21 protein-coding genes, 1 tRNA gene and 1 other annotated feature are annotated in these 21732 nt (G+C 47.9%); of the genes, 2 read left to right on the forward strand and 20 right to left on the reverse strand.

Going from position 1 to position 21732, the window contains the following annotated elements:
* The first annotated feature begins 98 nt into the window (after positions 1–98).
* Complete coding sequence (locus LCF57_RS18000; RefSeq protein WP_226001929.1) at positions 99–512, forward strand: YjdF family protein; 414 nt, start codon at positions 99–101, stop codon at positions 510–512.
* Between the two features lie 457 nt (positions 513–969).
* Here LCF57_RS18000 and LCF57_RS18005 read toward each other — a convergent pair.
* The 11 genes from LCF57_RS18005 to lspA all read right to left on the reverse strand — a co-directional run bounded on the left by LCF57_RS18005 (position 970) and on the right by lspA (position 12226).
* A tRNA-Ile gene (locus tag LCF57_RS18005) sits at positions 970–1043 on the reverse strand.
* A gap of 123 nt (positions 1044–1166) precedes the next feature.
* Positions 1167–1331 carry a hypothetical protein gene (locus LCF57_RS18010; protein ID WP_010345444.1) on the reverse strand — a complete coding sequence of 55 codons (165 nt, stop codon included), beginning with the start codon at positions 1329–1331 and terminating at the stop codon, positions 1167–1169.
* A gap of 148 nt (positions 1332–1479) precedes the next feature.
* Positions 1480–2121 carry an orotate phosphoribosyltransferase gene (gene pyrE / locus LCF57_RS18015; RefSeq protein ID WP_226001930.1) on the reverse strand — a complete coding sequence of 214 codons (642 nt, stop codon included), beginning with the start codon at positions 2119–2121 and terminating at the stop codon, positions 1480–1482.
* Positions 2118–2912 (reverse strand): orotidine-5'-phosphate decarboxylase, encoded by a 795-nt coding sequence (gene pyrF, locus LCF57_RS18020; protein ID WP_318840713.1) that lies wholly within the window; start codon positions 2910–2912, stop codon positions 2118–2120. The genes pyrE and pyrF overlap by 4 nt, the downstream gene beginning before the upstream one ends.
* A gap of 67 nt (positions 2913–2979) precedes the next feature.
* Positions 2980–6198, reverse strand: coding sequence for a carbamoyl-phosphate synthase large subunit (carB, locus tag LCF57_RS18025; RefSeq protein ID WP_226001931.1), 3219 nt, complete (start codon positions 6196–6198; stop codon positions 2980–2982).
* 1 nt (position 6199) lies between these two features.
* The gene (gene carA, locus LCF57_RS18030) at positions 6200–7336 is read right to left on the reverse strand and encodes a glutamine-hydrolyzing carbamoyl-phosphate synthase small subunit (RefSeq protein WP_226001932.1); all 1137 of its coding nucleotides are present in this window, start codon (positions 7334–7336) and stop codon (positions 6200–6202) included.
* A gap of 61 nt (positions 7337–7397) precedes the next feature.
* On the reverse strand, positions 7398–8720 hold the full coding sequence (locus LCF57_RS18035; protein WP_226001933.1) for a dihydroorotase: 1323 nt from the start codon (positions 8718–8720) through the stop codon (positions 7398–7400).
* Positions 8721–8778: 58 nt separating this feature from the next.
* Positions 8779–9693, reverse strand: coding sequence for an aspartate carbamoyltransferase catalytic subunit (locus LCF57_RS18040; protein WP_226001934.1), 915 nt, complete (start codon positions 9691–9693; stop codon positions 8779–8781).
* Positions 9690–10256, reverse strand: a complete 567-nt coding sequence (gene pyrR / locus LCF57_RS18045; RefSeq protein WP_226001935.1) for a bifunctional pyr operon transcriptional regulator/uracil phosphoribosyltransferase PyrR — start codon at positions 10254–10256, stop codon at positions 9690–9692. The genes LCF57_RS18040 and pyrR overlap by 4 nt, the downstream gene beginning before the upstream one ends.
* Positions 10257–10761: 505 nt before the next feature.
* Positions 10762–11733: an RluA family pseudouridine synthase gene (locus LCF57_RS18050; RefSeq protein ID WP_226001936.1), complete on the reverse strand. Its 972-nt coding sequence runs from the start codon at positions 11731–11733 to the stop codon at positions 10762–10764.
* A 1-nt stretch (position 11734) separates the two neighbouring features.
* Positions 11735–12226, reverse strand: a complete 492-nt coding sequence (gene lspA, locus LCF57_RS18055) for a signal peptidase II (protein ID WP_007431170.1) — start codon at positions 12224–12226, stop codon at positions 11735–11737.
* 211 nt (positions 12227–12437) lie between these two features.
* Here lspA and LCF57_RS18060 point away from each other — a divergent pair, with 211 nt between their 5' ends.
* Positions 12438–13175 (forward strand): TraR/DksA C4-type zinc finger protein, encoded by a 738-nt coding sequence (locus LCF57_RS18060; protein WP_226001937.1) that lies wholly within the window; start codon positions 12438–12440, stop codon positions 13173–13175.
* Between the two features lie 26 nt (positions 13176–13201).
* Here the strand turns inward: LCF57_RS18060 and LCF57_RS18065 are convergent, their stop codons facing one another.
* The 9 genes from LCF57_RS18065 to LCF57_RS18105 form a co-directional block, all read right to left on the reverse strand.
* Positions 13202–13594, reverse strand: coding sequence for a DUF5665 domain-containing protein (locus LCF57_RS18065; RefSeq protein WP_226001938.1), 393 nt, complete (start codon positions 13592–13594; stop codon positions 13202–13204).
* A 140-nt stretch (positions 13595–13734) separates the two neighbouring features.
* The gene (ileS, locus tag LCF57_RS18070; RefSeq protein ID WP_226001939.1) at positions 13735–16824 is read right to left on the reverse strand and encodes an isoleucine--tRNA ligase; all 3090 of its coding nucleotides are present in this window, start codon (positions 16822–16824) and stop codon (positions 13735–13737) included.
* 80 nt (positions 16825–16904) lie between these two features.
* Positions 16905–17184 (reverse strand) — a binding site (T-box leader).
* 171 nt (positions 17185–17355) lie between these two features.
* Positions 17356–17865 (reverse strand): DivIVA domain-containing protein, encoded by a 510-nt coding sequence (locus LCF57_RS18075; protein ID WP_025715624.1) that lies wholly within the window; start codon positions 17863–17865, stop codon positions 17356–17358.
* A 171-nt stretch (positions 17866–18036) separates the two neighbouring features.
* Positions 18037–18819 carry an RNA-binding protein gene (locus LCF57_RS18080; protein WP_226001940.1) on the reverse strand — a complete coding sequence of 261 codons (783 nt, stop codon included), beginning with the start codon at positions 18817–18819 and terminating at the stop codon, positions 18037–18039.
* 8 nt (positions 18820–18827) lie between these two features.
* Positions 18828–19082 (reverse strand): YggT family protein, encoded by a 255-nt coding sequence (locus LCF57_RS18085; RefSeq protein WP_025715626.1) that lies wholly within the window; start codon positions 19080–19082, stop codon positions 18828–18830.
* A gap of 7 nt (positions 19083–19089) precedes the next feature.
* A complete protein-coding gene (locus tag LCF57_RS18090; protein ID WP_226001941.1) occupies positions 19090–19542 on the reverse strand; it encodes a cell division protein SepF in 453 nt (150 codons plus the stop codon).
* Positions 19533–20234, reverse strand: a complete 702-nt coding sequence (locus LCF57_RS18095; protein ID WP_226001942.1) for a YggS family pyridoxal phosphate-dependent enzyme — start codon at positions 20232–20234, stop codon at positions 19533–19535. Before LCF57_RS18095 ends, LCF57_RS18090 begins: the two co-directional genes overlap by 10 nt.
* Before the next feature lie 8 nt (positions 20235–20242).
* Positions 20243–21127: a peptidoglycan editing factor PgeF gene (gene pgeF / locus LCF57_RS18100; RefSeq protein WP_226001943.1), complete on the reverse strand. Its 885-nt coding sequence runs from the start codon at positions 21125–21127 to the stop codon at positions 20243–20245.
* 80 nt (positions 21128–21207) lie between these two features.
* The gene (locus LCF57_RS18105) at positions 21208–21549 is read right to left on the reverse strand and encodes a YlmC/YmxH family sporulation protein (RefSeq protein ID WP_226001944.1); all 342 of its coding nucleotides are present in this window, start codon (positions 21547–21549) and stop codon (positions 21208–21210) included.
* Positions 21550–21732: the final 183 nt, after the last annotated feature.

Here is a 21732-nt window from a genome sequence, read left to right on the forward strand (position 1 = left end):
GTAGTCCGGGCGTATTGGGTTATATTACCGATACAAGTAACCTTCCCCCTCGGGATGTCCATCGACTCCGTAACACTTTCAGAGGGGGTTTCATCATTATGAAGCTAACGGTATATTTCGAAAAACCTTATTGGGTCGGAGTAATCGAAACACAGGAAAAAGGTAAGGTTCGGGCAGCGAGATATGTATTTGGATCGGAGCCGTCGGATGCCGAAGTGCTAACATTCGTCCAAAGCGGTGAACTGTCCGATCTGACTGAACGCATGACAGTAGTAGTCGAAGGAAAAACATCTTACGATCACCGGATTAACCCCAAACGTTTACAACGGTTGGCGGCTAAGGAAGTACGTTCTCGCGGCACCAATACGTATGCGGAACAGGCAATCAAATTGCAGCTTGAACAGCATAAGGCTGAGAAGAGAACAATGAACCGTGAACGTCGTGAGGAAATTAAAGAGTACAAACGAGATATTGCTCGGCTCAAGGCAAAAGCCAAACATAGGGGCCGGTAATAGAACTTTATTTTTCTTGTAATTGCTACGTTCCTGTATAGATTGAGAAATTATCGTTCTTCACACAAAGAGCTGTCCCGTAGCATTTAATGATCTGGGACAGCTCTTAATCTTTATATTATATCGCTTTTTTACGATACCGCTGCTTTATCCTTTATACCAGCTTTATAATGGCTGTGTAGCCCTAACATTTAAGACCATAAATATTAATCACCAAACGGAGCCCCGACACCATACCTGCTGGCAAGTGGAATTTCCCGGTGGAAAGCTCAAACTTAATGAAACTTCACCGTTTTGTCACACCACTTAGTAAAGGTAATATACCACAAAATGAATTCACGTTAGCAAATACGTTAGCAAATTCTAATCAACCCCTTTTAAATACTACTTTCCTTCCGTTTTCTTTACCTCTATATACAACAAAAAAACCCTTGCTAGGCAAAGGTTTTTGAGGAAATGGGCCCTGAGGGACTCGAACCCCCGACCAATCGGTTATGAGCCGACCGCTCTAACCAACTGAGCTAAGGGCCCTCAAAAAAACATGTATATTTACGCTACATATTCATAACAGCAACGTTAATTAATATACAACATTTTCTTGTGTTTCGTCAATAGTTTTTCGGTATTTTTCTTTTTTTATTTATTTTTAATACATCACGGAATAAATCGGACACCATAACGTCCCTTACGCGAGCGGTACACCTCCACTGCGCGGGGATCATTGTAGCCGTACATCCAGCCGTCATGTTCCAGCCTTTTTGCCAGACACCCGGCCTGAAATTTAGTTGTGTACAGTCTGCCATAGTAAACCCAATACATCCAAACTCCCTCTTTTCACATGATGGTAGGAGTTAGTGTAACCGGATCGAATTCGATTTACACAGCTTGAATCATAACAATCTACGCTGGATGACAACGAGTCTGAGCCGCATCAACCATTAGCTCCATTGCCTGTAGATGCTCTGCCTTATTTGCCAAAGGAAGCCGGGTCCTGACGCCAGGAACGCAGCAGTTCCATCTCTTCCTCCTGAATGGTTCCTTCACGCAAGGCAACCTCCATCAGGGCCGTGTAATTGGACAAGGTTTGCAGCTTCACACCTGCTTCTTCAAAAGCTTGAGTCGCTTTATCCAGCTGGTAGCTGAAAATAGCCAGTACCGCTAACGGCTGAGCGCCTGCTTGTGCTATGGCCTGTGCTGCTTTAATGGAACTGCCTCCTGTAGAGATAAGATCCTCGATAACCATAACCTTTTGTCCTGCGCTGATGCGGCCTTCAATTTGGTTCTCTTTCCCGTGTCCTTTGGCTTTGTCCCTTACATAGGCCATCGGCAAATTCAGCTTTTGCGCTACCCAGGCCGCATGAGGAATCCCTGCTGTAGCTGTCCCTGCAATAACTTCGGTTTCGGGATATTGCTCGCGAATCAGGGCAGCAAAAGAGTCTGCAATCAGCTCTCGCACCTCCGGGTAGGACATGGTAAGGCGATTGTCACAGTAGATAGGCGATTTAATACCGGATGTCCATGTAAAAGGCTGCTGCGGACGCAATGCCACCGCCTGAATACGCAACAGATGGGATGCAATTTGCTCTGGTATATTGTTTAATGTAGTCATGCTTGTATCATCTCCTCAATAATGTGTTGCGCTGCGGCGCGTGGGTCTGGTGCTGCCGTGATCGGCCGTCCAACGACAATGTAGCTGCTGCCTTGGGCAATGGCTTGTCCAGGTGTAAGCACACGTGACTGATCACCTGTGGCGCTGCCTGCCGGGCGTATGCCAGGGGTTATGGTTTTAAAGTTAGACCCGCATACGGCGCGAATCGCAGGCACTTCCAAAGGTGAAGCTACCACACCATCCAGTCCCGCCTCACGGGTCAGCTGTGCGTAACGAACCACTGCATCCTGTACCGTACCAGGAATACCTAACTCCTTATTCATGGTCGTCTGATCCGTGCTGGTCAGCTGTGTGACTGCAATAATGAGCGGCATGGCGAGCGAGTTGTCTGCGGAAATAGCTGCTTCTGCACCAGCTTTAGCGGCTGACATCATATTAACGCCCCCAGCAGCATGTACGTTGAACATATCCACACCTAAGCGGGTAATACTCTCTGCCCCTCCTCGCACTGTGTTAGGAATATCATGCATTTTCAAATCCAGAAAAACGGAGTATCCTCTCGATTTTAATTGTTCTACAAAAGCGGGTCCTGCGCTATAAAACAGCTGCATACCTACTTTTATATAACAGGGAATACCCTCCAGCTGCCGAATTAGCTGCTCTGCCTGCTGCGCATCCGGGTAATCTAACGCGACCATCAGCCGTCCTGCCATCTGCTGAAATGCTTCGTTCACCGTTCTACATCCCCTTTTCGCGTTGATTCGGGTGTATTTGCCCGTGATAAAGGACATCCGTCAGCAAAAGCTGATGAATGTCCTTCCTTGTTCTACTTATTTTTCATGATCTCATTGTATCGCCTTAGTTGCTCAGAACCGGCATGGATTCTGACGTGAAATTAATCGTCTCCAGCATTCTTAGCAAGGCGCGTACGGTATCCAGTGAGGTCATGCAGACAATACCGTTCTCAACTGCTTCACGGCGGATGCGGAATCCGTCACGCTCTGGTGTTTTCCCTTTGGTCAGCGTATTGAAGACAAAGTTGGCTTCACCCGTACGAATCATATCCAGGATGTTCGGATTACCCTCACTCAGCTTGTTAATCGTGTTCACCGGAATGTTGGCCTGCTCCAGTGCAGCTGCCGTTCCACCTGTTGCAATAATTTTGTAGCCCAGTCTGTAAAAGCCCTGCATCAACTCGACAGCTTCTTCTTTATCTTTATCCGCTACGGTGATGATGATCGCCCCGGTGGATGGAATTTTCATACCAGCACCCACGAGTCCTTTATACAGAGCTTTGGCATACTGGATATCACGACCCATAACTTCACCTGTCGATTTCATTTCTGGCCCCAGGGTTGGTTCTACACGGCGCAGTTTGGCAAAGGAGAATACCGGAACCTTAACCGAGACATAGTTACTTTCAGGCCATAGACCTTCTGTGTAGCCTGCATCCTTAAGCTTACCGCCCAAAATAGCCTGTGTCGCCAGATTCGCCATCGGGATGTTCGTTACCTTGCTCAGGAAAGGAACCGTCCGTGAGGAACGAGGGTTAACCTCGATGACATACACCTCGTCTTGATGAATGACGAACTGGATGTTTACCAGACCGATCGTTTTCAATTCCTTGGCGATGCTAATCGTAATATCCACAATTTTTTTCTTCAACTCGGCAGACAAGTGCTGTGGCGGATACACCGCGATAGAGTCACCGGAGTGAACCCCGGCCCGTTCCACATGCTCCATAATACCTGGTACCAGTACCGTTTCACCGTCACAGATGGCATCAACCTCAACTTCTTTGCCCAGCATGTAGCGGTCGATGAGCACAGGGTGTTCCGGATTGATCTTAACGGCTTCTTCCATATACCGCAGCAATTCCGTATCCGAGTAGACAATTTCCATGGCGCGCCCGCCCAGGACGTAGGATGGACGTACCAGCACTGGATAACCCAGCGCCTGAGCGGTTCCTACCGCTTCATCTACAGAGGTGACCGTGTTGCCTTTAGGTTGTGCGATGGCCAGGCGAGACAACAGTTGCTCGAACTTTTTCCGATCTTCCGCTTCGTCGATACTTTCCAGACTTGTGCCCAGAATGTTCACGCCTGCTGCACTCAGTGGAGCTGCGAGATTAATTGCCGTTTGACCGCCGAACTGGACGATAACGCCGATCGGTTTTTCCTGCTCGATGACATTCATTACATCCTCGAAGAAAAGTGGCTCAAAGTAGAGACGGTCAGATGTGTTAAAGTCGGTAGAAACGGTCTCTGGGTTATTATTAATGATAACTGCTTCGTAACCTGCCTTTTGAATAGCCCATACCGCATGTACGGTGGAGTAATCAAATTCAATCCCTTGCCCGATCCGAATTGGCCCGGAGCCAAGAACGATAACTTTTTCTTTGTTGGATGGGATCACTTCGTTTTCCACTTCATAAGAGGAGTAGTAGTAAGGCGTTGTGGCTTCAAACTCAGCTGCACACGTATCTACCATTTTGTAGACAGGACGCAGGTTTTGACCCAGACGGAGCTCACGCACCTCACGCTCGGTTGTCAGATTGTTAGCTGTTTGACTCAGACTGCGAATCTCAGCGATAGAACGGTCGGTAAAGCCTTTGCGTTTGGCCTGATAAAGCGTTTCGTAAGTCAGCTCAGATTCTCCTGCAATAACAGCTTCAAACTTAACGATTCCTTCTACCTTATCAAGGAACCACCAGTCAATTTTCGTTAAATCCTGAATTTCCTGCTGCTGCCAGCCGCGGCGGAATGCCTCGGCTACCAAGAACAAACGCTCATCATCTGCTTTAATCAGGCGATCCTTGAGCACCTCATCAGACAGCTGATCGGCTCCCTTAAGATGCAGACGGTGTACGCCGATTTCCAAAGACCGTACCGCTTTATGGATGGACTCTTCGAATGTGCGTCCGATGGCCATGACTTCACCCGTTGCTTTCATTTGCGTACCCAGCTTACGGTTGGCAGAAATGAATTTGTCAAATGGCCAGCGTGGTATTTTGCTCACGATGTAATCCAGTGTCGGCTCAAAGCAAGCATACGTTTGTCCTGTTACCGGGTTCACGATTTCATCCAGTGTGTAGCCTAGCGCAATTTTGGCAGCCATTTTGGCAATCGGATACCCCGTTGCTTTGGATGCCAGTGCCGAGGAGCGACTTACACGTGGGTTGACTTCAATGACATAGTATTGATAGCTGTGTGGATCAAGCGCAAACTGTACGTTACATCCGCCTTCAATATTGAGGGCGCGGATAATTTTCAGGGAAGCAGAGCGCAGCATTTGGTACTCGCGATCTGACAGCGTCTGACTCGGTGCTACGACGATACTGTCGCCGGTATGCACGCCGACCGGATCAAAGTTTTCCATATTGCAGACAACGATGCAGTTATCATTGCCGTCACGCATAACCTCATACTCGACTTCCTTCATGCCTGCGATGCTTTTTTCTACCAAACATTGTCCAATTGGACTGTAACGTAAACCGGAGCTGACCGTTTCACGCAGTTCTTCTTCGGTCGAACAGATACCGCCACCCGTTCCCCCCAGTGTATAAGCAGGGCGAACGATAATCGGATAACCGATCTCATTAGCAAAATCGAGGGATTCTTCTAATGTGGTAACAATTACACTTTCAGGTACAGGCTGTTCCAGCTCACGCATCAACTCACGGAACAGATCACGGTCTTCGGCTTTTTCTATCGAATTCAGTTGTGTTCCCAGCAATTTGACGTTTTCACGCTCTAACACTCCGGCGCGAGCCAGCTCCACCGCCATATTCAAACCTGTTTGTCCTCCCAGTGTAGGAAGCAGGCCGTCCGGACGCTCTTGACGGATAATCTGTGTTACAAAATCAAGTGTAATGGGCTCAATGTATACTTTGTCAGCCATATTGGTATCTGTCATGATGGTTGCCGGATTACTGTTGATCAGTACCACTTCGACGCCTTCTTCTTTGAGCGCTTGACAAGCTTGTGTACCAGCGTAATCAAATTCCGCTGCCTGACCAATAACGATAGGACCGGAACCGATCACGAGTATTTTTTTAAGTTCTGTATTTTTCGGCATATTAGCGCTCTCCTCTCACTGCGGCGGCGATAGCAGCCTGACGTGGTTGCTTTGGATGAATTCTTTTGTGTTCACGGATCATGTCCAGAAAGCGGTCAAACAGGTAGCCGTTATCGTAAGGTCCTGGCGCAGCCTCTGGATGGTATTGTACGGAAAACGCAGGATACTTGGTATGTTTAAGACCTTCAATCGTCTTATCGTTGTTATTAATGTGTGTCACTTCAAGGTCAGTTCCCTGGATCGAGTCCTCATTTACCGTGTAGCCATGATTTTGTGAGGTAATAAAGCAGCGTCCGCTCTCCAGTTCTTTCACCGGATGGTTACCACCGCGATGTCCGAATTTCAGCTTCTCCGTATCCGCTCCAGAAGCTAAAGCAAACAACTGGTGTCCCAAGCAAATTCCGAAAATCGGGTATTCTCCTAACAATTCAGCTACTGTACGAACAGCATGTGGTACATCTTTCGGATCACCAGGTCCGTTAGACAGCTGGATACCGTCCGGGTCCAAGCGGCGAATTTCCTCAGCCGTCGTATCATGTGGAACGACAACCACATCACAGTCCCGTTTATTCAGTTCGCGCAAGATACCGCTTTTGGCACCATAATCAATCAATACGATCCGCTCTCCGTTGCCAGGACTGCTGTACGGATGAGGTGTGGAAGTCATAGGAACCTGATTGCGCAGTTCTTCAATGGTCAAGTCAGACATCATTTCTTTCAGTTCTTCCAGCGGCTGGGAACCAGTCGTCAAAATGCCCTTCATCGTGCCGTGATGGCGAATAATCCGGGTAAGCATGCGGGTGTCGATGTCGCTAATGCCAATGATGCCATATTCCTTCAGCAAATCGCCCACGCTGTATTGAGCACGCCAGTTACTTGGCGCCGGCTCGTAATGTCGAACAGCAAAGCCATGGACATAAGGCCGTACCGATTCAAAGTCATCCCGAGTAATTCCGTAATTGCCAATCAGCGGGTAAGTCATCGTTACGATTTGTCCGCAATAAGAGGGATCCGTCAGCACCTCTTGATAGCCTGTAATCCCTGTGTTGAAAACGACCTCGCCTGTTTTTTCACCTTCCGCACCAAATGATGTGCCTGTAAACAGCGTGCCGTCCTGAAGTAACAATCTTGCCTGCATCCCGTCTCACTCCTCTATATTGTTTCCTGCTATTAGGTTCTATTTTTTTAGTGGTTTCTATTTATTTTGCTTCGTCAGCAGACCATACCAGTTTGCCGTCTACCCAAGTTTTCACGGGCCAGCCTTTGAGCTTCCAGCCTGTAAAAGGAGTGTTGCGTCCTTTGCTGGCAAACGTTTGCGGATCAACTGCCTGCTCCTGCTCCAGATCAATCATGGTCAGGTCAGCTGGAGCCCCTTCTTCCAGGCGTCCCGTATCAAGGCGGAAGACACGCGCTGGATCAGCAGTCATACGACGCACTAGAAAGTCCAGCGTCCACTGTCCGGTAGCTACGAATTTTGTGTACAACAGCGGGAAGGCCGTCTCAAATCCAACGATTCCGAATGGCGCCAGCTCCAAACTTCTTGCCTTCTCTTCCTCACTATGCGCTGCATGGTCGGTTACGACGATGTCAATCGTACCGTCTTCCAGTCCCTCGATGCATGCCTGCACATCACGTGGGGAGCGGAGCGGAGGATTCATTTTCCAGTTCGCATCCAGCCCAGGGATGTCCTCATCTGACAATACCAAGTGGTGTGGGCATACCTCAGCCGTTACCTTGATGCCAAAAGATTTCGCGTGGCGGATTAACCGCACTGACTGCTCCGTGCTGACATGGCATACATGATAGTGTGCCCCGGTTGCCTCGGATAGTAAAATGTCTCGTCCGACATGAATGGCTTCGGATTCGTTCGGAATGCCTTTAAGTCCGTGGCGCTTGGCAAATTCGCCGTCCGTCACCGCCGCTCCTTCAACAAGCGTGTTATCCTCACAGTGTGCAATAACCGGCATATCCAGTGCTTTGGCCCGCGCCATGGCATCCTTCATCATTTGCGCGCTTTGCACCCCGACACCATCGTCAGTAAAGCCGATTGCACCTGCTGCCTTGAGCGCTTCAAAATCTGTCAGCTCACGCCCCAGTTCGTTTTTCGTAATGGCTGCGTAAGGAAGAACCTTGGCAAGCCCGGCTTCCTGTCCCTTTTTCAATACCAGCTGGACTGTGTCCACATTGTCAGTCACTGGACGTGTGTTTGGCATGCAGGCAATCGTCGTAAATCCGCCTTTCACCGCCGCACGGCTGCCCGTTTCAATCGTTTCTTTATATTCAAAGCCAGGTTCTCTCAGATGCACATGCATGTCGATTAAACCGGGGATGACCAGTTTTCCCTGGGCGTCGATTTTTTCAACTTCGCGCTCCTGCTCAGATGTCCCTTCTTCTATAAGTAGGCTGACTCCAGCATCCGCATTTGCAATAGCCAAAATCTTTCCGTCGGCGATTAGGATGGATTTCAATTCAGCCTCGCCCTGCTCGTTCAATACGCTTGCATTCATAATTAATTGTTTCATCTGAAATATTCCTCCGCTCAGTTTTCTGCAACTTTTCCTACGATCCTACTGACAGCTTCTACAGCTTCATTGCCCGTTCCATAACCGCCATGCGGATCGGAACCCCGTTTGCCATTTGCGGAAAAATTCGTGATTGTTCGCTTTCCACAACTGCACTATCAATTTCCACATTCCGATTCACTGGAGCTGGATGCATGATAATTGTTCCGGGCTTCAGGTTCGCTGCTCTTTTCTCTGTCAAACCGTACTGCTCGCGGTACTCATCCGCTGAGCGCAACATCCCTTCGGCATGCCGTTCCAGCTGTACCCGAAGCATCATGACCACGTCCGCCTGTAGTGCCTCTTGCATCGGAACATAAGGCGCGTACGCCGCAAGATCAGGTGCTTGCATATTATCAGGAGCGCAGAAGCTAACCTTGGCTCCGAATTTTTGCAAGGCCCACAGATTCGAGCGAGCGACACGGCTGTGCAGAATGTCTCCTATGATGGATACTCTCAAGCCTTTAAGCTCACCGAAAGTTTTGCGCATGGTGTACAGGTCCAGCAGAGCCTGCGTTGGATGCTCATTGTTGCCGTCCCCTGCATTAACCAGTGGAACACTGACCTTCTCAGCGAGCTCTTGCAGCACCCCGGCTGGCTTTAACCGGATGACTCCTGCATCAATGCCCATGGATTCGAGCGTACGTACTGTATCGTAAATGGACTCCCCTTTTTCCACACTGGAAGCCGCAGCGGAAAAGTTCAAAACCTGAGCGCCCAGCCGCTTCTCTGCCATTTCAAAAGAAAAGCGGGTGCGAGTGCTGTTTTCAAAAAACATGTTGGCCGCAAAGCGTGATTGCAGTACTGGAACCAGTTTTTCTGGTTGAGATTCCCAATAATGAGCGCGATCCAGAATGGACTCGATTTCATTGCGGCTAATTTCTTTTAATCCGAGCAGGCTTCGTTCTCTAAGTTGACTGGCTGTTGTGATCATTCCTGTTCCCCCCGGTTCTGATTGATCGTCACTTCGTCCTTGCCGTCCGTCTCCTGAAGCGAAACTACGATTTCCTCGGATTTGGAAGTCGGGATGTTCTTGCCGATGTAATCCGGACGAATCGGAAGCTCACGGTGTCCGCGATCCGCCAGCACTGCCAGCTGAATCATTTGCGGTCGTCCGCAATGCATCAATGCATCCATCGCCGCGCGAATGGTACGGCCTGTGTACAGCACATCGTCAAAGAGAATGACTTTCTTATCATGAACCGATACGTCAGCAGGATTCATCAAAAGCTCTTTTCCATTTCCTTTGGTTTCACTAACGCTGCTCCGGTCATCCCGGTAAGCTGTGACATCCAGCTCTCCCCATGGAATCGGCGCACCTTCGATTTCGGCAATTTTCTCAGCCAGACGCTGCGCCAAATGAACCCCGCGTGTTCGAATTCCTACTAGGACACAATCATCAATACCTTTGTTTTTCTCCAAAATTTCATGTGCAATCCGTGTTAATGCCCGACGAATCGCAATTTCGTCCATCAGTACATGTGTTTCATTACTCATGCTCCCAGCCTCCTCAGGTAATGTTCCCTTCAGACCTGGTCCCGTGTTCGGATACAAAAAAGACTCCTTGCCCAAGTTTGGCAAGGAGTCTCGTATGAACAGTCTTCCACCGTTCTCCGATCTCTCGGACACACTGAAGTCATACCGCCGCAGCGGATGCACTGATCAGTGATCCATTCACGTTACCTTGCCAGCCTCACGGGACTGATTTAAAGGTGCTATTCAGGATTTTCTTTATCCAGCTTCTCATAGTGTGAGATGGTAGCCATCTCTTGGACAAAGTTCATCGCAACTACAAGAAGTATGACAGATCGAAAATCATGTGTCAACACCTGTTTAACCGGAACCACCGGAAGCACTTTAATAATTATACAACTTAATTGTATAATTATCGATAGTTGTTTTTACCCATACCTTGCCCAAACAATAAAAAAACCGCCAATTAGGCGGTTTCTTTTAATAATTTATTCAGGTTTTTGAATACGAATACAGAACTTCGTTGATTTTAGCGACTACGCAAAGACGCCAAAACATCTTCCATATCGGGAGGAATGGGTCTGCTGAACTCCATATACTCGCCAGTGGCTGGATGCTTAAAGCCCAACACCGCTGCATGCAGCGCCTGACCATTCATGCGAACCCCTTTGCTGCGTCCATACATAGGGTCACCCACCAAAGGATGCCCAATAAATTTCATGTGTACACGAATTTGATGTGTGCGCCCTGTCTCCAATTGAAGCTCAAGCAGGGTGTAATCCCCCAAACGCTCAATGACGAGAAAATGGGTGACTGCATGCTTGCTGTTTCGTTCCGTCACGGTGAACAATTTACGATCACCTGAATCACGACCTATAGGAGCATCAACCGTTCCCTGATCGTGGCTCAAATGACCGTGAACCAAAGCTATATATTTACGCGTAACGCTGTGTTCCTTTAGCTGTGCTGCCAGCGAAGCATGAGCCTGGTCATTTTTGGCCGCCATTATGAGTCCTGATGTATCTTTATCAATACGGTGAACGATACCCGGACGCAATTCTCCGTTAATGCCGGAGAGATCATGACAGTGATACATCAGCGCATTGACCAATGTTCCTGAAGTATGTCCTGGTGCGGGATGCACGACCAGACCGCGCTGTTTGTTAATGACAATCACGTCCGAATCCTCGTAGACAATATCCAACGGAATATTTTCGGGTATAATATCGACATTCTCTGGCTCCGGTACGGACAATTCAATACGATCTCCTTCAGCCAGCTTGTAATTGGCTTTGATTGCGGAGCCATTGACCAGCACCCGACCGTTTCCGATCCACAGCTGTATCTGAGAACGGGACACATCCTCCATTTTTTCGGCGATATATTTATCTATACGCGTTTTGGCATCATCAGATTCCGCTGTCCATTCCAGGGATTCACTCTCCAGCTCCTCCTCGTAAGACAGACTTGTGGCTTCACTGTTTTCATTCGTTTCTTTCATGCTACGACTTCCCTTCAATGCTGTCATTGCCATTTTCTTTGTTCCGACGCGACTCCAGTAATGTATCCAAAATAATCAGGGCTACACCGATGACAATCGCCGAATCCGCCACATTAAAGATCGGAAACGTATAACTTCCAAAATTGAATTGTGCAAAATCGACCACTTCTCCTGAAATAGCCCGATCCAAAAAGTTACCGACTGCGCCTCCAAGCACCAAGCTTAGTGCTACGGGAAGCAATTTCTGACCAGCCTTCACCGTTTTTCGCAAGTACCATACGATGCCGATCACTACTACAATTGTAATCACGATAAAAAGCCAACGTTGACCTTCCAAAATCCCAAAAGCGGCTCCACGATTACGATGGGACGTGATTAAAAAGAAGTTGCCAATCACCGGTATTTGCTCGTACAATTCCATCCGCGTAGCCACCAAATATTTGACTCCCTGGTCAATCAAAAAAATAATTAGCGCAATACCAAAATAAATCACGGTCCTTCGTCACTCCGATCTGCTTATATCCGTTGTCGAACCCATTTATTGTAGCATAAGCCTTCTCAGATCGTCCACGAGTCCCATGAGCTCGCAAGTACAGTTTTGAGTAGAATTTCCTACTGTAAAAGAGGTCTTTCCGGTGCAAACTACAAGGAGCATCCCCGAGACAATGCATATGCATCTTAATCTAAAGCAAGGAGAGGATTCCATGTCCCCATTGACGGAGCAACAATTGCAGGGATTGCGTAACGAACTACTGCAACGCAAGAAAGAGATTGAGCATCGTTTGCAGGACAACGATCATTACGGACTCGGTGATTCCCAACGCGAGCAGACCGGCGAGCTATCCCCGATTGATAATCATCCGGGCGATTTGGCAACCGAAACATATGAGCGAGCCAAGGACATTTCCTTACTGGAGCACGACGAATTCCAATTGGAACGTATCGAATCAGCCTTGATGGCGATGGATAAGGGTACGTACGGCATTTGTGCCGCCTGTGGCAAACCCATTCTTTATGAACGCCTGCTGGCGGTTCCCTATACTATTTACTGCAAAGAGCATAACCCCGAAACAGAGGTATCCAACCGCCGTCCAGTCGAGGAGGAATTTCTGGCCCCCTCATTTGGCAGAACAAGTCTGGATGAGCGTGAAGATCAAAACGGATTTGACGGTGAAGATGCCTGGCAAATCGTTGAAAATTGGGGTACATCCAATACGCCAGCCATGGCGGAAAGTGGAGAAATCCACCGCTATGATGATATGGAAATTGAAGCAGGCGATGATAATATGGGCTTCGTAGAGCCATACGAAAGCTTTATCGCTACTGACATTTATGGAAGAAATGTATCAGTCATTCGTAGTTCCATTTATCAGCGTTATTTAGAAAATGGCGAGGGTGAAGGTCTGCTGGAGCCGGATATAACGGACGAAGACGAAACATAAACTTAGATAAACAAAATATCTGTAATCTAGTAGGTGGTAAGCTCCAGCTGCCGCTGCACAATCCGTACAATATCTGCTATATAATCGCCGATTATCGGTAAATTCAGCGCACCGAGTACTTGCAGCACATAAATAATGGTGGCCGCAAAAAAAGTAAAGCCTAGGGCGATGCCAATCCCACGGGATATACCTGATATTAAATTCAGCCAGAATAATCGCCAAGGTTTATTTAGCAGCAGGGCATAATCGGCAATACGTGTTCGTTCCATTTGCTCTGATACCGCACGTATCAGCTTTTCCATTCGATTTAGCTGCTCTGCCTGATTACCTGCTGTACCTTTATCTGCGGCGATGGCAGCTTCTCCCCTGTTCATTTTTTGGCGACTTATCCCCTGCTTACGCCTTGATCGTGCCGTCATCTGCACAATCCCCCTTTTTCCATGGCTGCCCTGAACGCAGCAAACGAGCCGAAGCACGTAACGGAAAAGATCCGTTTTCGTTGCTTAGGCTCGTTTTTATACGCTGCCTGTTCTTGTATTATGGGACAGGGGGCTTGTAATTATTCCCCAATATGAACGCTGATCGTTTTACCGTTCACTTCTACGCGCTCTGCTGGCTCGGCCTGACCGAATGTCACGGTGGTAACCAGTACGTTTTCACGCAGCACAGAATCGAAGCTTTCGATCGCCTGACGTAGCTCGTTATCTACATCCAGCGTCAGTGCCACGTACTTTTCAATCGGCAGATCCAGCTTTTTACGGTAATCCTGCACCGCGCGCACCACTTCACGTACCCAGCCTTCCTGCTCAAGCTCAGACGTAATGTCCGTGTTCAACGCTACAGTTAATCCATAACCGGAAGCAGATGCAAAACCTTCTTTCGCTTTTTTCTCCACCAGCAATTCCTCGGCCGTAACTTGAAGCTCTTCTCCCTCTGGAGAAGTCACGTTTAGCACTCCTTGCTCTACTACCAAACGGGTATCCTCAGCAGACATGCCTTTGAAAAAGTTTTGCAGGAAGCCGACATTTTTGCCGTATTTCTTGCCCGCTACCTTCAAATTCAGCTTCAGTGTAAAATCTACAAAGCCGCTATCGTCCGTCTCAACATGAATATGCTTCACATTGATCTCATCTTTGATGATTTCCTCGTAGCCGCTCAGTTCAAAATCCTGATCCATCGACAAAATCAACTCGGATAACGGTTGACGCGTTTTTAAACCCGTTTCGTTGCGGACGTTGCGTGCCAATTCTACTACACGACGTGCCGTTTCCATATCGCGCTCCAATTCCAGATCAATCAAGGATTCATTGGCAGTTGGATAATCATCCAGATGAACACTTTCCCCGTTGCTCAGATTGAGATAAATATCCTCTGCAAGCAGCGGTGTGAACGGTGCAAGCAGCTTCGCTGTCGTCAACAGCACCTCAGTCAATGTGCGATACGCATCGAGCTTATCCTCTGTAAGGCCGTTGCCCCAGAATCGATCGCGTGAACGACGGATATACCAGTTGCTCAGCTCATCTACAAACGATTCAATCGCTTTGGAAGAATTCAGGAAATCATTTACAGACAATGCTTTGTCCACTACCAAAATCAGGCTGTTCAGACGGGACAAAATCCAACGATCCAGCTTATGAGCCGACGGCTTAAACGGATGCTGCGCTGGATCAAAGCCGTCGATATCTGCATATAAGGTCAAGAAAGCATGTGTATTGACAAGCGTATCTACCAGCTTCGATTTGGCTTCACCTACGATGCCTTTGGAAAAACGCTTGCTATTCCATGGCGCACTATCGGACAGCAATGCCCAACGGAAAGCATCTGTACCGTACTCGTCAATCACTTCCCATGGATCAATCACATTGCCCTTGGATTTGGACATTTTTTGACCCTGCTCATCCAGTACGTGACCTGTTGCCATAACTGCCTTGTAAGGAGCTTTGCCAGTCAACATGGTCGAAACCGCGAGCAGGCTGTAGAACCAGCCACGAGTTTGGTCAATCCCTTCACAGATCATATCTGCCGGGAATTGCTGTTGGAACGTTTCATTATTTTCAAATGGATAATGATGTTGTGCAAATGGCATGGAGCCACTATCGAACCATACATCGATCACTTCCGGCGTACGGGTCATTTCGTATTTGCCGCATTTACTACGCACCTTAATATCATCCACATATGGCTTGTGCAGCTCAATGTTCGCTGGTACGTCGCCAATCGCACGTTCCCGCAACTCGGCAATACTATGCGGTGCGAACTGCTCCCCAGTTTCCTCACATACCCAGATGTTCAGCGGTGTCCCCCAATAGCGGTCACGACTGATGTTCCAATCCACCAGCTCCTCCAAAAACTTGCCGAAGCGTCCTTCGCGTACATGGCCCGGATACCATTCGACTTCGCTGTTGTTGGCAATCAATTGATCCTTAATCGCGGTTGTTTTGATAAACCAGCTGTCCATAGCGTAATACAACAGCGGAGTATCACAACGCCAGCAGAACGGATAGCTATGCTCGTATTTTTCCTTGCTGTACAGCAAGCCTTTCTCAGACAGCATCTTAACAATATCCACATCACAGTCCTTCACAAAACGGCCTGCAAAGTCAGTAATTTCCTTTACATAGTTACCTTGAAGATCCACCACATTGATGAATCCAACGCCATTTTCACGGCATACCCGGTAATCATCCTCACCATGCGCCGGAGCCATATGAACGATACCTGTACCGCTGGAGTCTGTTACAAATTTTGCGCCCAGAATTTGATTACCCTTCTCAACCTGGAAATACGTAAATGGCGGAGTATAAGTCTGGCCAACCAGCTCTGAACCGGACAACGTGCCAAGCACTTCATGTTCGCCTTTAATTACGTCCTCGACCAGATTTTTAGCAACGATGTATACGCCGTCTTCCTGTTTCACACGTGCATATTCCAGCTCAGGGTTAACGGCAAGCGCTACGTGGCTCGGCAAGGTCCAAGGAGTTGTCGTCCAGGCCAGTACATATTCGCCACTGCTATGCAGCTTGAATTTAGCCGTTGCGCTCAAATCTTTAACATCTTTATAGCCCTGTGCCACTTCATGAGAACTCAGCGTGGTCTGGCAATCCGGGCAATACGGACTCACACGATGACCACGATACAGGAGTCCTTTTTCATGAATGGTCGCCAAAATGTTCCATACACTCTCGATATAGTTGTTATCCAGCGTAATATACGGGTGATCAAGGTCTGTCCAGTATCCGATTGCTTCGGTCAGATCACGCCATTGTTGCTCGTACTCAAACACGCTTGCTTTACATTTTTTAATGAACTTCTCAACGCCGTATTCTTCAATTTCAGGCTTGTGGGAGATACCCAGTTGCTTTTGCACACCTAATTCGACTGGCAAGCCATGCGTATCCCAACCCGCCTTACGTACAACGCGATATCCCTTCATTGTCTGATAGCGGCCAACGAAATCCTTAATTACACGACCCAGCACGTGACCGATATGCGGCTTACCGTTGGCAGTTGGTGGACCTTCATAAAATACAAAGTTCGGCTTTCCCTCACGATTTGTGATGGATTTACGGAAGGTGTTCTCCTCTTTCCATTTGTGCAGGATGCGTAGGTCGCGGGACCGTGCTTTTTCTTTAACATCCACTCTGTTCATAATGTCATTCTCCTTCTCTGCTCATCATTTTGATTGCTGTAGCGTTTCCCAAAAAAGCAACAAAAAAAGCCCCATCCCTGTAAAGGGACGAGACTGTGCTCGCGTTACCACCCTGATTCCATAAACAGACCCTTCTACAAAAAAGGTACTGTCACGGCTCTCTGAGCCCTACTCAACTACAGCAGGGCGCCATTGTAACGTATGGCAAACGGTAATTGCTTACACACGCCGTAAAAATCAAGCGCTTCAGCTTACTTCTCCGGGAGGATCTTCGGTCATGTTCTGAACGTTGGCTTGCACCAAGAGGCCAACTCTCTGAGGAACAAATCATGACGTACTCGTTCCCATCAACGAATTATACATGTTTAATTCATCGGGGTATTGTATCAGCAGCATCGCCGCTGACTTGAATAATAACCCTTAGCCGATGCACGAATAGTGGTTATATTCAGTATAGTATTACAGTTATAGCCTGTTTGCAGATAAAAGTCAACCCTGACAAAGCCTATTAAACGCTGTCAGAAAAGACAATTAGTAAATCTCCTTCATTTCACGCTCGCGCTCCAGCACTTCACGTTCCCGGTTTTCAAGCGCTTCCCAGCCGTCCTGACTTAACAGATCAAGCTGCGCTTCCACCAGTGTACGAAAACGTGCCCGGTAAATCGAAGCCTGCTTCTTCAGCTCTTCAACCTCCAAAGCGATTTTGCGGGATTTGGCCAATGCTTCGTTCACAATGCGATCCGCATTTTTTTCCGCTTCCTTTACGATCAGCTGGGATTCTTTCTTGGCGTTGTTACGTACTTCATCCGCCGCTTCCTGCGCCACGATAATCGTCTTGCCCAGCGTATCTTCAATCGTCGCGAAATGGTCAAGCTTCTCCTGTACGTTTAGCAACTCAGTGCTCAGTTCTTTATTTTCACGAATAACCGCTTCATAATCTTTGATCACCTGATCCAAAAATTCATTGACCTGATCCTCATCATAACCACGAAGCCGGCGGGCAAATTCCTTATTATGTATATCCAATGGCGTTAATGGCATGCCGTCCACCTCCTATAAGATTGACAAAAAATACATATTCCGCGTCACGACGCTCACTATCATCTATCGGTCATCATACCCCGTTTTGTGAATACTGTACAGAGCAAAATCGTTCCAGTTCTATGCTTTAGCTAATTCTTTCGACACAAAGCTCGTGAATCCTGCCTCAAGCTATACAAACTTACCGATTTTGACACGGAATCTTCCCTTTTTTGTCATCCCATCTGTTTCGAGCACTTTGAAACGCCCAAATCCTTGCATGGAAATAACATCTCCGGCTTTAAGTGAAGTGGATGGATTCTCCTCCACCTTCCAATTGACGCGGCACCGTCCGGCCCGGATTGGAGTTAGAATTTTGCTCCGGCTCAGCTTGTACACGTCACTGGCAATTCCATCCAGACGCAAAGAAGCCACCGTCAAATCCAACGACTCCAATGTAGCTTCCTTTGTCCGCAGGCTTCCTGGAGGCAGCAGTTCTGTCCATACATGAACACGATGAACCTGCTGTAGGTGCAGCGTAATGAAATCACTGATTTCCGAGGCTACTAATACATGGCATCCATCGTCCAGTACGTGAATATCACCGATTTTTCCACGCTTGATTCCAAGTCCTAATATGGCCCCCAAATAATCACCGTGCTCCAGCGTACCAATTTTATGATCATCAGAGCTGATGGAAAGAACCCGTATCCCCATATCCTCATCGTCTAAATACGAATAATCGGGCGCAATCAGCGCCCGCTTTCGTTCCGAAGCCTCGTAGCCGCCATCTACCCTAATCGTGACCTTATCTTCCTTCGAAGATAGTGTCTCCAATATGTACAGTTGGCGCGGATCCAAAAAATCAGTCAGCTTCTGCTCATGATAAGCTCCCGCATGACTGATCCATTCGGAAGCGCGATCCACATAATCCCGTTCATCCGGGTGAAAATGCTCATAAATCTCGGTTCTCATGAGTCCTCCTAGACGAAATTGCTAATTAAAGAAATCAAACCATACGACGCAAAACGCAGAGCAATCAGCGCCACGATGGGTGAAATATCAATCATCCCGATTGACGGGATGAACCTGCGAAAAGGAGACAAATAAGGCTCCACAAACTTGGCAAGTAAATCACCAATCACACTCTCTCTGGCATTAGGAAGCCATGACATTAGGACATAAGCAATGATCATGTACGAATAAATCTGAAATAGCCAACCGATTACCTCGATCAAAAAAAACTCACCTCATTCTGTTAAATTCTTGTTCAGTGTCAGCTAGTATTTCCGTAATGGAGCCTTGTATTTCAACCGTATCCGGAGTACACAGAAAAATATTGTTACCAATTTTGGAAATGCCACCGCTTAACGCATACACGGTGCCGCTCAAAAAATCAATAATACGCAGCGCCTGATCCTTGCGAATTCGTTGCAGATTGACTACGACGGTGCGATGGGAACGAATGTGGTCGGCAATTTCCTGTGCTTCATCGTAAGATCGCGGCTCATACAGGACAACTTTCACATTTTTCTGTGAATGGATGCTGACAACATTATTGCCCTTCTGGTTCTTACGTTTATCAAAGCTTGGGGTTTCAATTTCTTGCTCTTCCGGCGTATTCATAACCTCTCGCTCAATAACTTCCTCTTCTTCCTGAAGTCCCAGAAAATTCATAAACTTATTCATCACGCCCAAAGGAAATCCTCCTCTCTTCCGACCAGTACGGAACCAAGCCGCAGCCAGGTCGCTCCTTCTTCCACCGCTATCTCAAAATCGTTGGACATCCCCATGGACAAGTGAACGATAGGCTCTCTGGTCAAGGCTTGTCCATTTAATGAATCACGCAATTCACGCAGTCCCCGAAATACAGGTCGAGTTTTTTCCGGGTCTTCCTCATGAGGAGCCATCGTCATCAAGCCGATGACGTCCACATGCTCCAACTCACGAATTTGTTCCAGGAAAGGAGCAACCGCCTCAGGAGACAAGCCGTATTTTGAAATTTCTCCAGAGATATTAACTTGCATGAAGGCTTTGACTCTCACTCCAAGAGCGATGGCCTTCTTTTCCAACTCCTGAGCCAAAGATAAACGGTCCAGCGAATGTATAAACTCAAATTTCCCAATCACATCTTTAACCTTATTGGTTTGCAGATGACCAATAAAATGCCACGTCCCCCGGTCACCCAACTTGCTCCATTTATCCGCAGCATCCTGCCAGCGATTTTCGCCTACATGCTCCAATCCGCCGTCCAATACCGATTCCATTGTTGCAGCCGAAATATATTTCGTGACAGCGATCACATTCACTTCATCACGTGAACGTCCACTACGAGCACATGCTGCTTCTACACGGGCGTTCACTTCTTTAATTCGTTCCTCCAAAGACACGGGAGGACTCACCTCTCTTCCAGACCAATCCAGCTCGCCATTCTCCCTGTAACGCCGCCTTCCTTGCGATATGAAAAAAACAAATCGCTACGGCTACTCGTACATAAGGTAGTACATTCGATATGGCTCGGCAATATTCCTGCTTTCATCATAATGTGTCGATTGCATTGTTTCAAGTCAAGCAGTGTTTTGCCGCCCGTTAACGGGAAATAGACGGAGCCTTCCCAATCATCATTACCCGGGCAATCATGCTCTAAAACCCGAATTTGGTTCATGACATGCTCATCCACCTCGTATGATTCAGAGCCAATGGAAGGGCCAATGGCTGCAAGCAAATCAGAAGGACGTGATCCAAATTCGTTCTGCATGGTTTGCACCATTTTCAGGGCAATCTCTGCCACCGTTCCCTTCCAGCCCGCATGGGCCAGCCCAATCACACGCCGCACCGGATCACAAAAGTATAACGGTACACAGTCCGCATAAAAAGAAGTCAGCAAAATGCCCGGTACATCTGTCAATAGTCCGTCTGTATCCTGAAAAGCAGATGCACGATCCCTAAAGCCGCGTCCGCGGTCAGCAGCCTTAACGACAGCAACATGATTGCCATGCACCTGCTCACCACACGTCCATGCTTCAGCGGCAAAACCAAGCTGCTCTGCAATAAGCTGTCGGTTGCGGATCACTTTCTCCGGGTCATCCCCTACATGAAACGCACAATTCAGACTCTCGTATGGCACTTCGCTAACACCGCCATGACGTCCTGTAAACCCCGCTGTCAAGCCCCGAACCTTCCGTTTCCAGGATTCAATATATAACAACTCCGGCACGGGACGCGCGCCATCTTCCATTGACGCAGCACCCGTTGCCACGGTATTCACCACAAACGGTTCCATTTGTCTCACCTCTACTGCCCAGTGTACCAAAAAGCCGCCGTCATGTCTTCACAAGCAGCTAAAATACATAGACCTGCTGGTCAGAAGCCCCTGCGGTCACTCCGCTCCTGGCGTTCGATATACAGCTTTTCCTCCCCTGTACCTAGCTCATCTAGCCCCTCCAGTCGTACAAGCACAACATCCGAGCCGATCTTGACAATATTTCGCCATGGGATGACCAATTCACTTCCCCCTCCAAACCAGCCCATAAACCGGGTGTTGCCTGGAACCACTATGGCTTCAATTTTTCCCAGCCGCACATCAATCTCCAAATCACTGATTTGTCCCAGTCGTCGCCCATCTACAATGTTAATGACATCCTTTGTTTGAAACTCGGAAATTTTCATTGCTCTTACCGACGTTTCCGGCGTACTCACACGCATCACATCCTTTACTTCACTATATGAGCGGGAGAACCCAAAAAATGTCCTGTAAACGCAAAAACGATCCATATAGGATCGTCAGATTGTCGAGAAACCCCGTCTTTTTGAGACGCGGGTTCTTTTTCTTTACATAATAATGGTCTGGTATCTGGGAGAAACGGGGTGTTACCCCTGTTTCTCCAG

Origin of the sequence: Paenibacillus sp. BJ-4 (assembly GCF_020404765.1) — a bacterium.
Lineage (GTDB): Bacteria > Bacillota > Bacilli > Paenibacillales > Paenibacillaceae > Paenibacillus.

Bases quoted from the DNA above. Each gene is read 5' to 3' on its own strand.
- LCF57_RS18000 (WP_226001929.1), top strand. From the start codon at position 99: ATGAAGCTAACGGTATATTTCGAAAAACCTTATTGGGTCGGAGTAATC.
- LCF57_RS18010 (WP_010345444.1), bottom strand. From the start codon at position 1,331: ATGTATTGGGTTTACTATGGCAGACTGTACACAACTAAATTTCAGGCC.
- pyrE (WP_226001930.1), bottom strand. From the start codon at position 2,121: ATGACTACATTAAACAATATACCAGAGCAAATTGCATCCCATCTGTTG.
- pyrF (WP_318840713.1), bottom strand. From the start codon at position 2,912: ATGTCCTTTATCACGGGCAAATACACCCGAATCAACGCGAAAAGGGGA.
- carB (WP_226001931.1), bottom strand. From the start codon at position 6,198: ATGCCGAAAAATACAGAACTTAAAAAAATACTCGTGATCGGTTCCGGT.
- carA (WP_226001932.1), bottom strand. From the start codon at position 7,336: ATGCAGGCAAGATTGTTACTTCAGGACGGCACGCTGTTTACAGGCACA.
- LCF57_RS18035 (WP_226001933.1), bottom strand. From the start codon at position 8,720: ATGAAACAATTAATTATGAATGCAAGCGTATTGAACGAGCAGGGCGAG.
- LCF57_RS18040 (WP_226001934.1), bottom strand. From the start codon at position 9,693: ATGATCACAACAGCCAGTCAACTTAGAGAACGAAGCCTGCTCGGATTA.
- pyrR (WP_226001935.1), bottom strand. From the start codon at position 10,256: ATGAGTAATGAAACACATGTACTGATGGACGAAATTGCGATTCGTCGG.
- LCF57_RS18050 (WP_226001936.1), bottom strand. From the start codon at position 11,733: ATGAAAGAAACGAATGAAAACAGTGAAGCCACAAGTCTGTCTTACGAG.
- LCF57_RS18060 (WP_226001937.1), top strand. From the start codon at position 12,438: ATGTCCCCATTGACGGAGCAACAATTGCAGGGATTGCGTAACGAACTA.
- LCF57_RS18065 (WP_226001938.1), bottom strand. From the start codon at position 13,594: ATGACGGCACGATCAAGGCGTAAGCAGGGGATAAGTCGCCAAAAAATG.
- ileS (WP_226001939.1), bottom strand. From the start codon at position 16,824: ATGAACAGAGTGGATGTTAAAGAAAAAGCACGGTCCCGCGACCTACGC.
- LCF57_RS18075 (WP_025715624.1), bottom strand. From the start codon at position 17,865: ATGCCATTAACGCCATTGGATATACATAATAAGGAATTTGCCCGCCGG.
- LCF57_RS18080 (WP_226001940.1), bottom strand. From the start codon at position 18,819: ATGAGAACCGAGATTTATGAGCATTTTCACCCGGATGAACGGGATTAT.
- pgeF (WP_226001943.1), bottom strand. From the start codon at position 21,127: ATGGAACCGTTTGTGGTGAATACCGTGGCAACGGGTGCTGCGTCAATG.
- LCF57_RS18105 (WP_226001944.1), bottom strand. From the start codon at position 21,549: ATGCGTGTGAGTACGCCGGAAACGTCGGTAAGAGCAATGAAAATTTCC.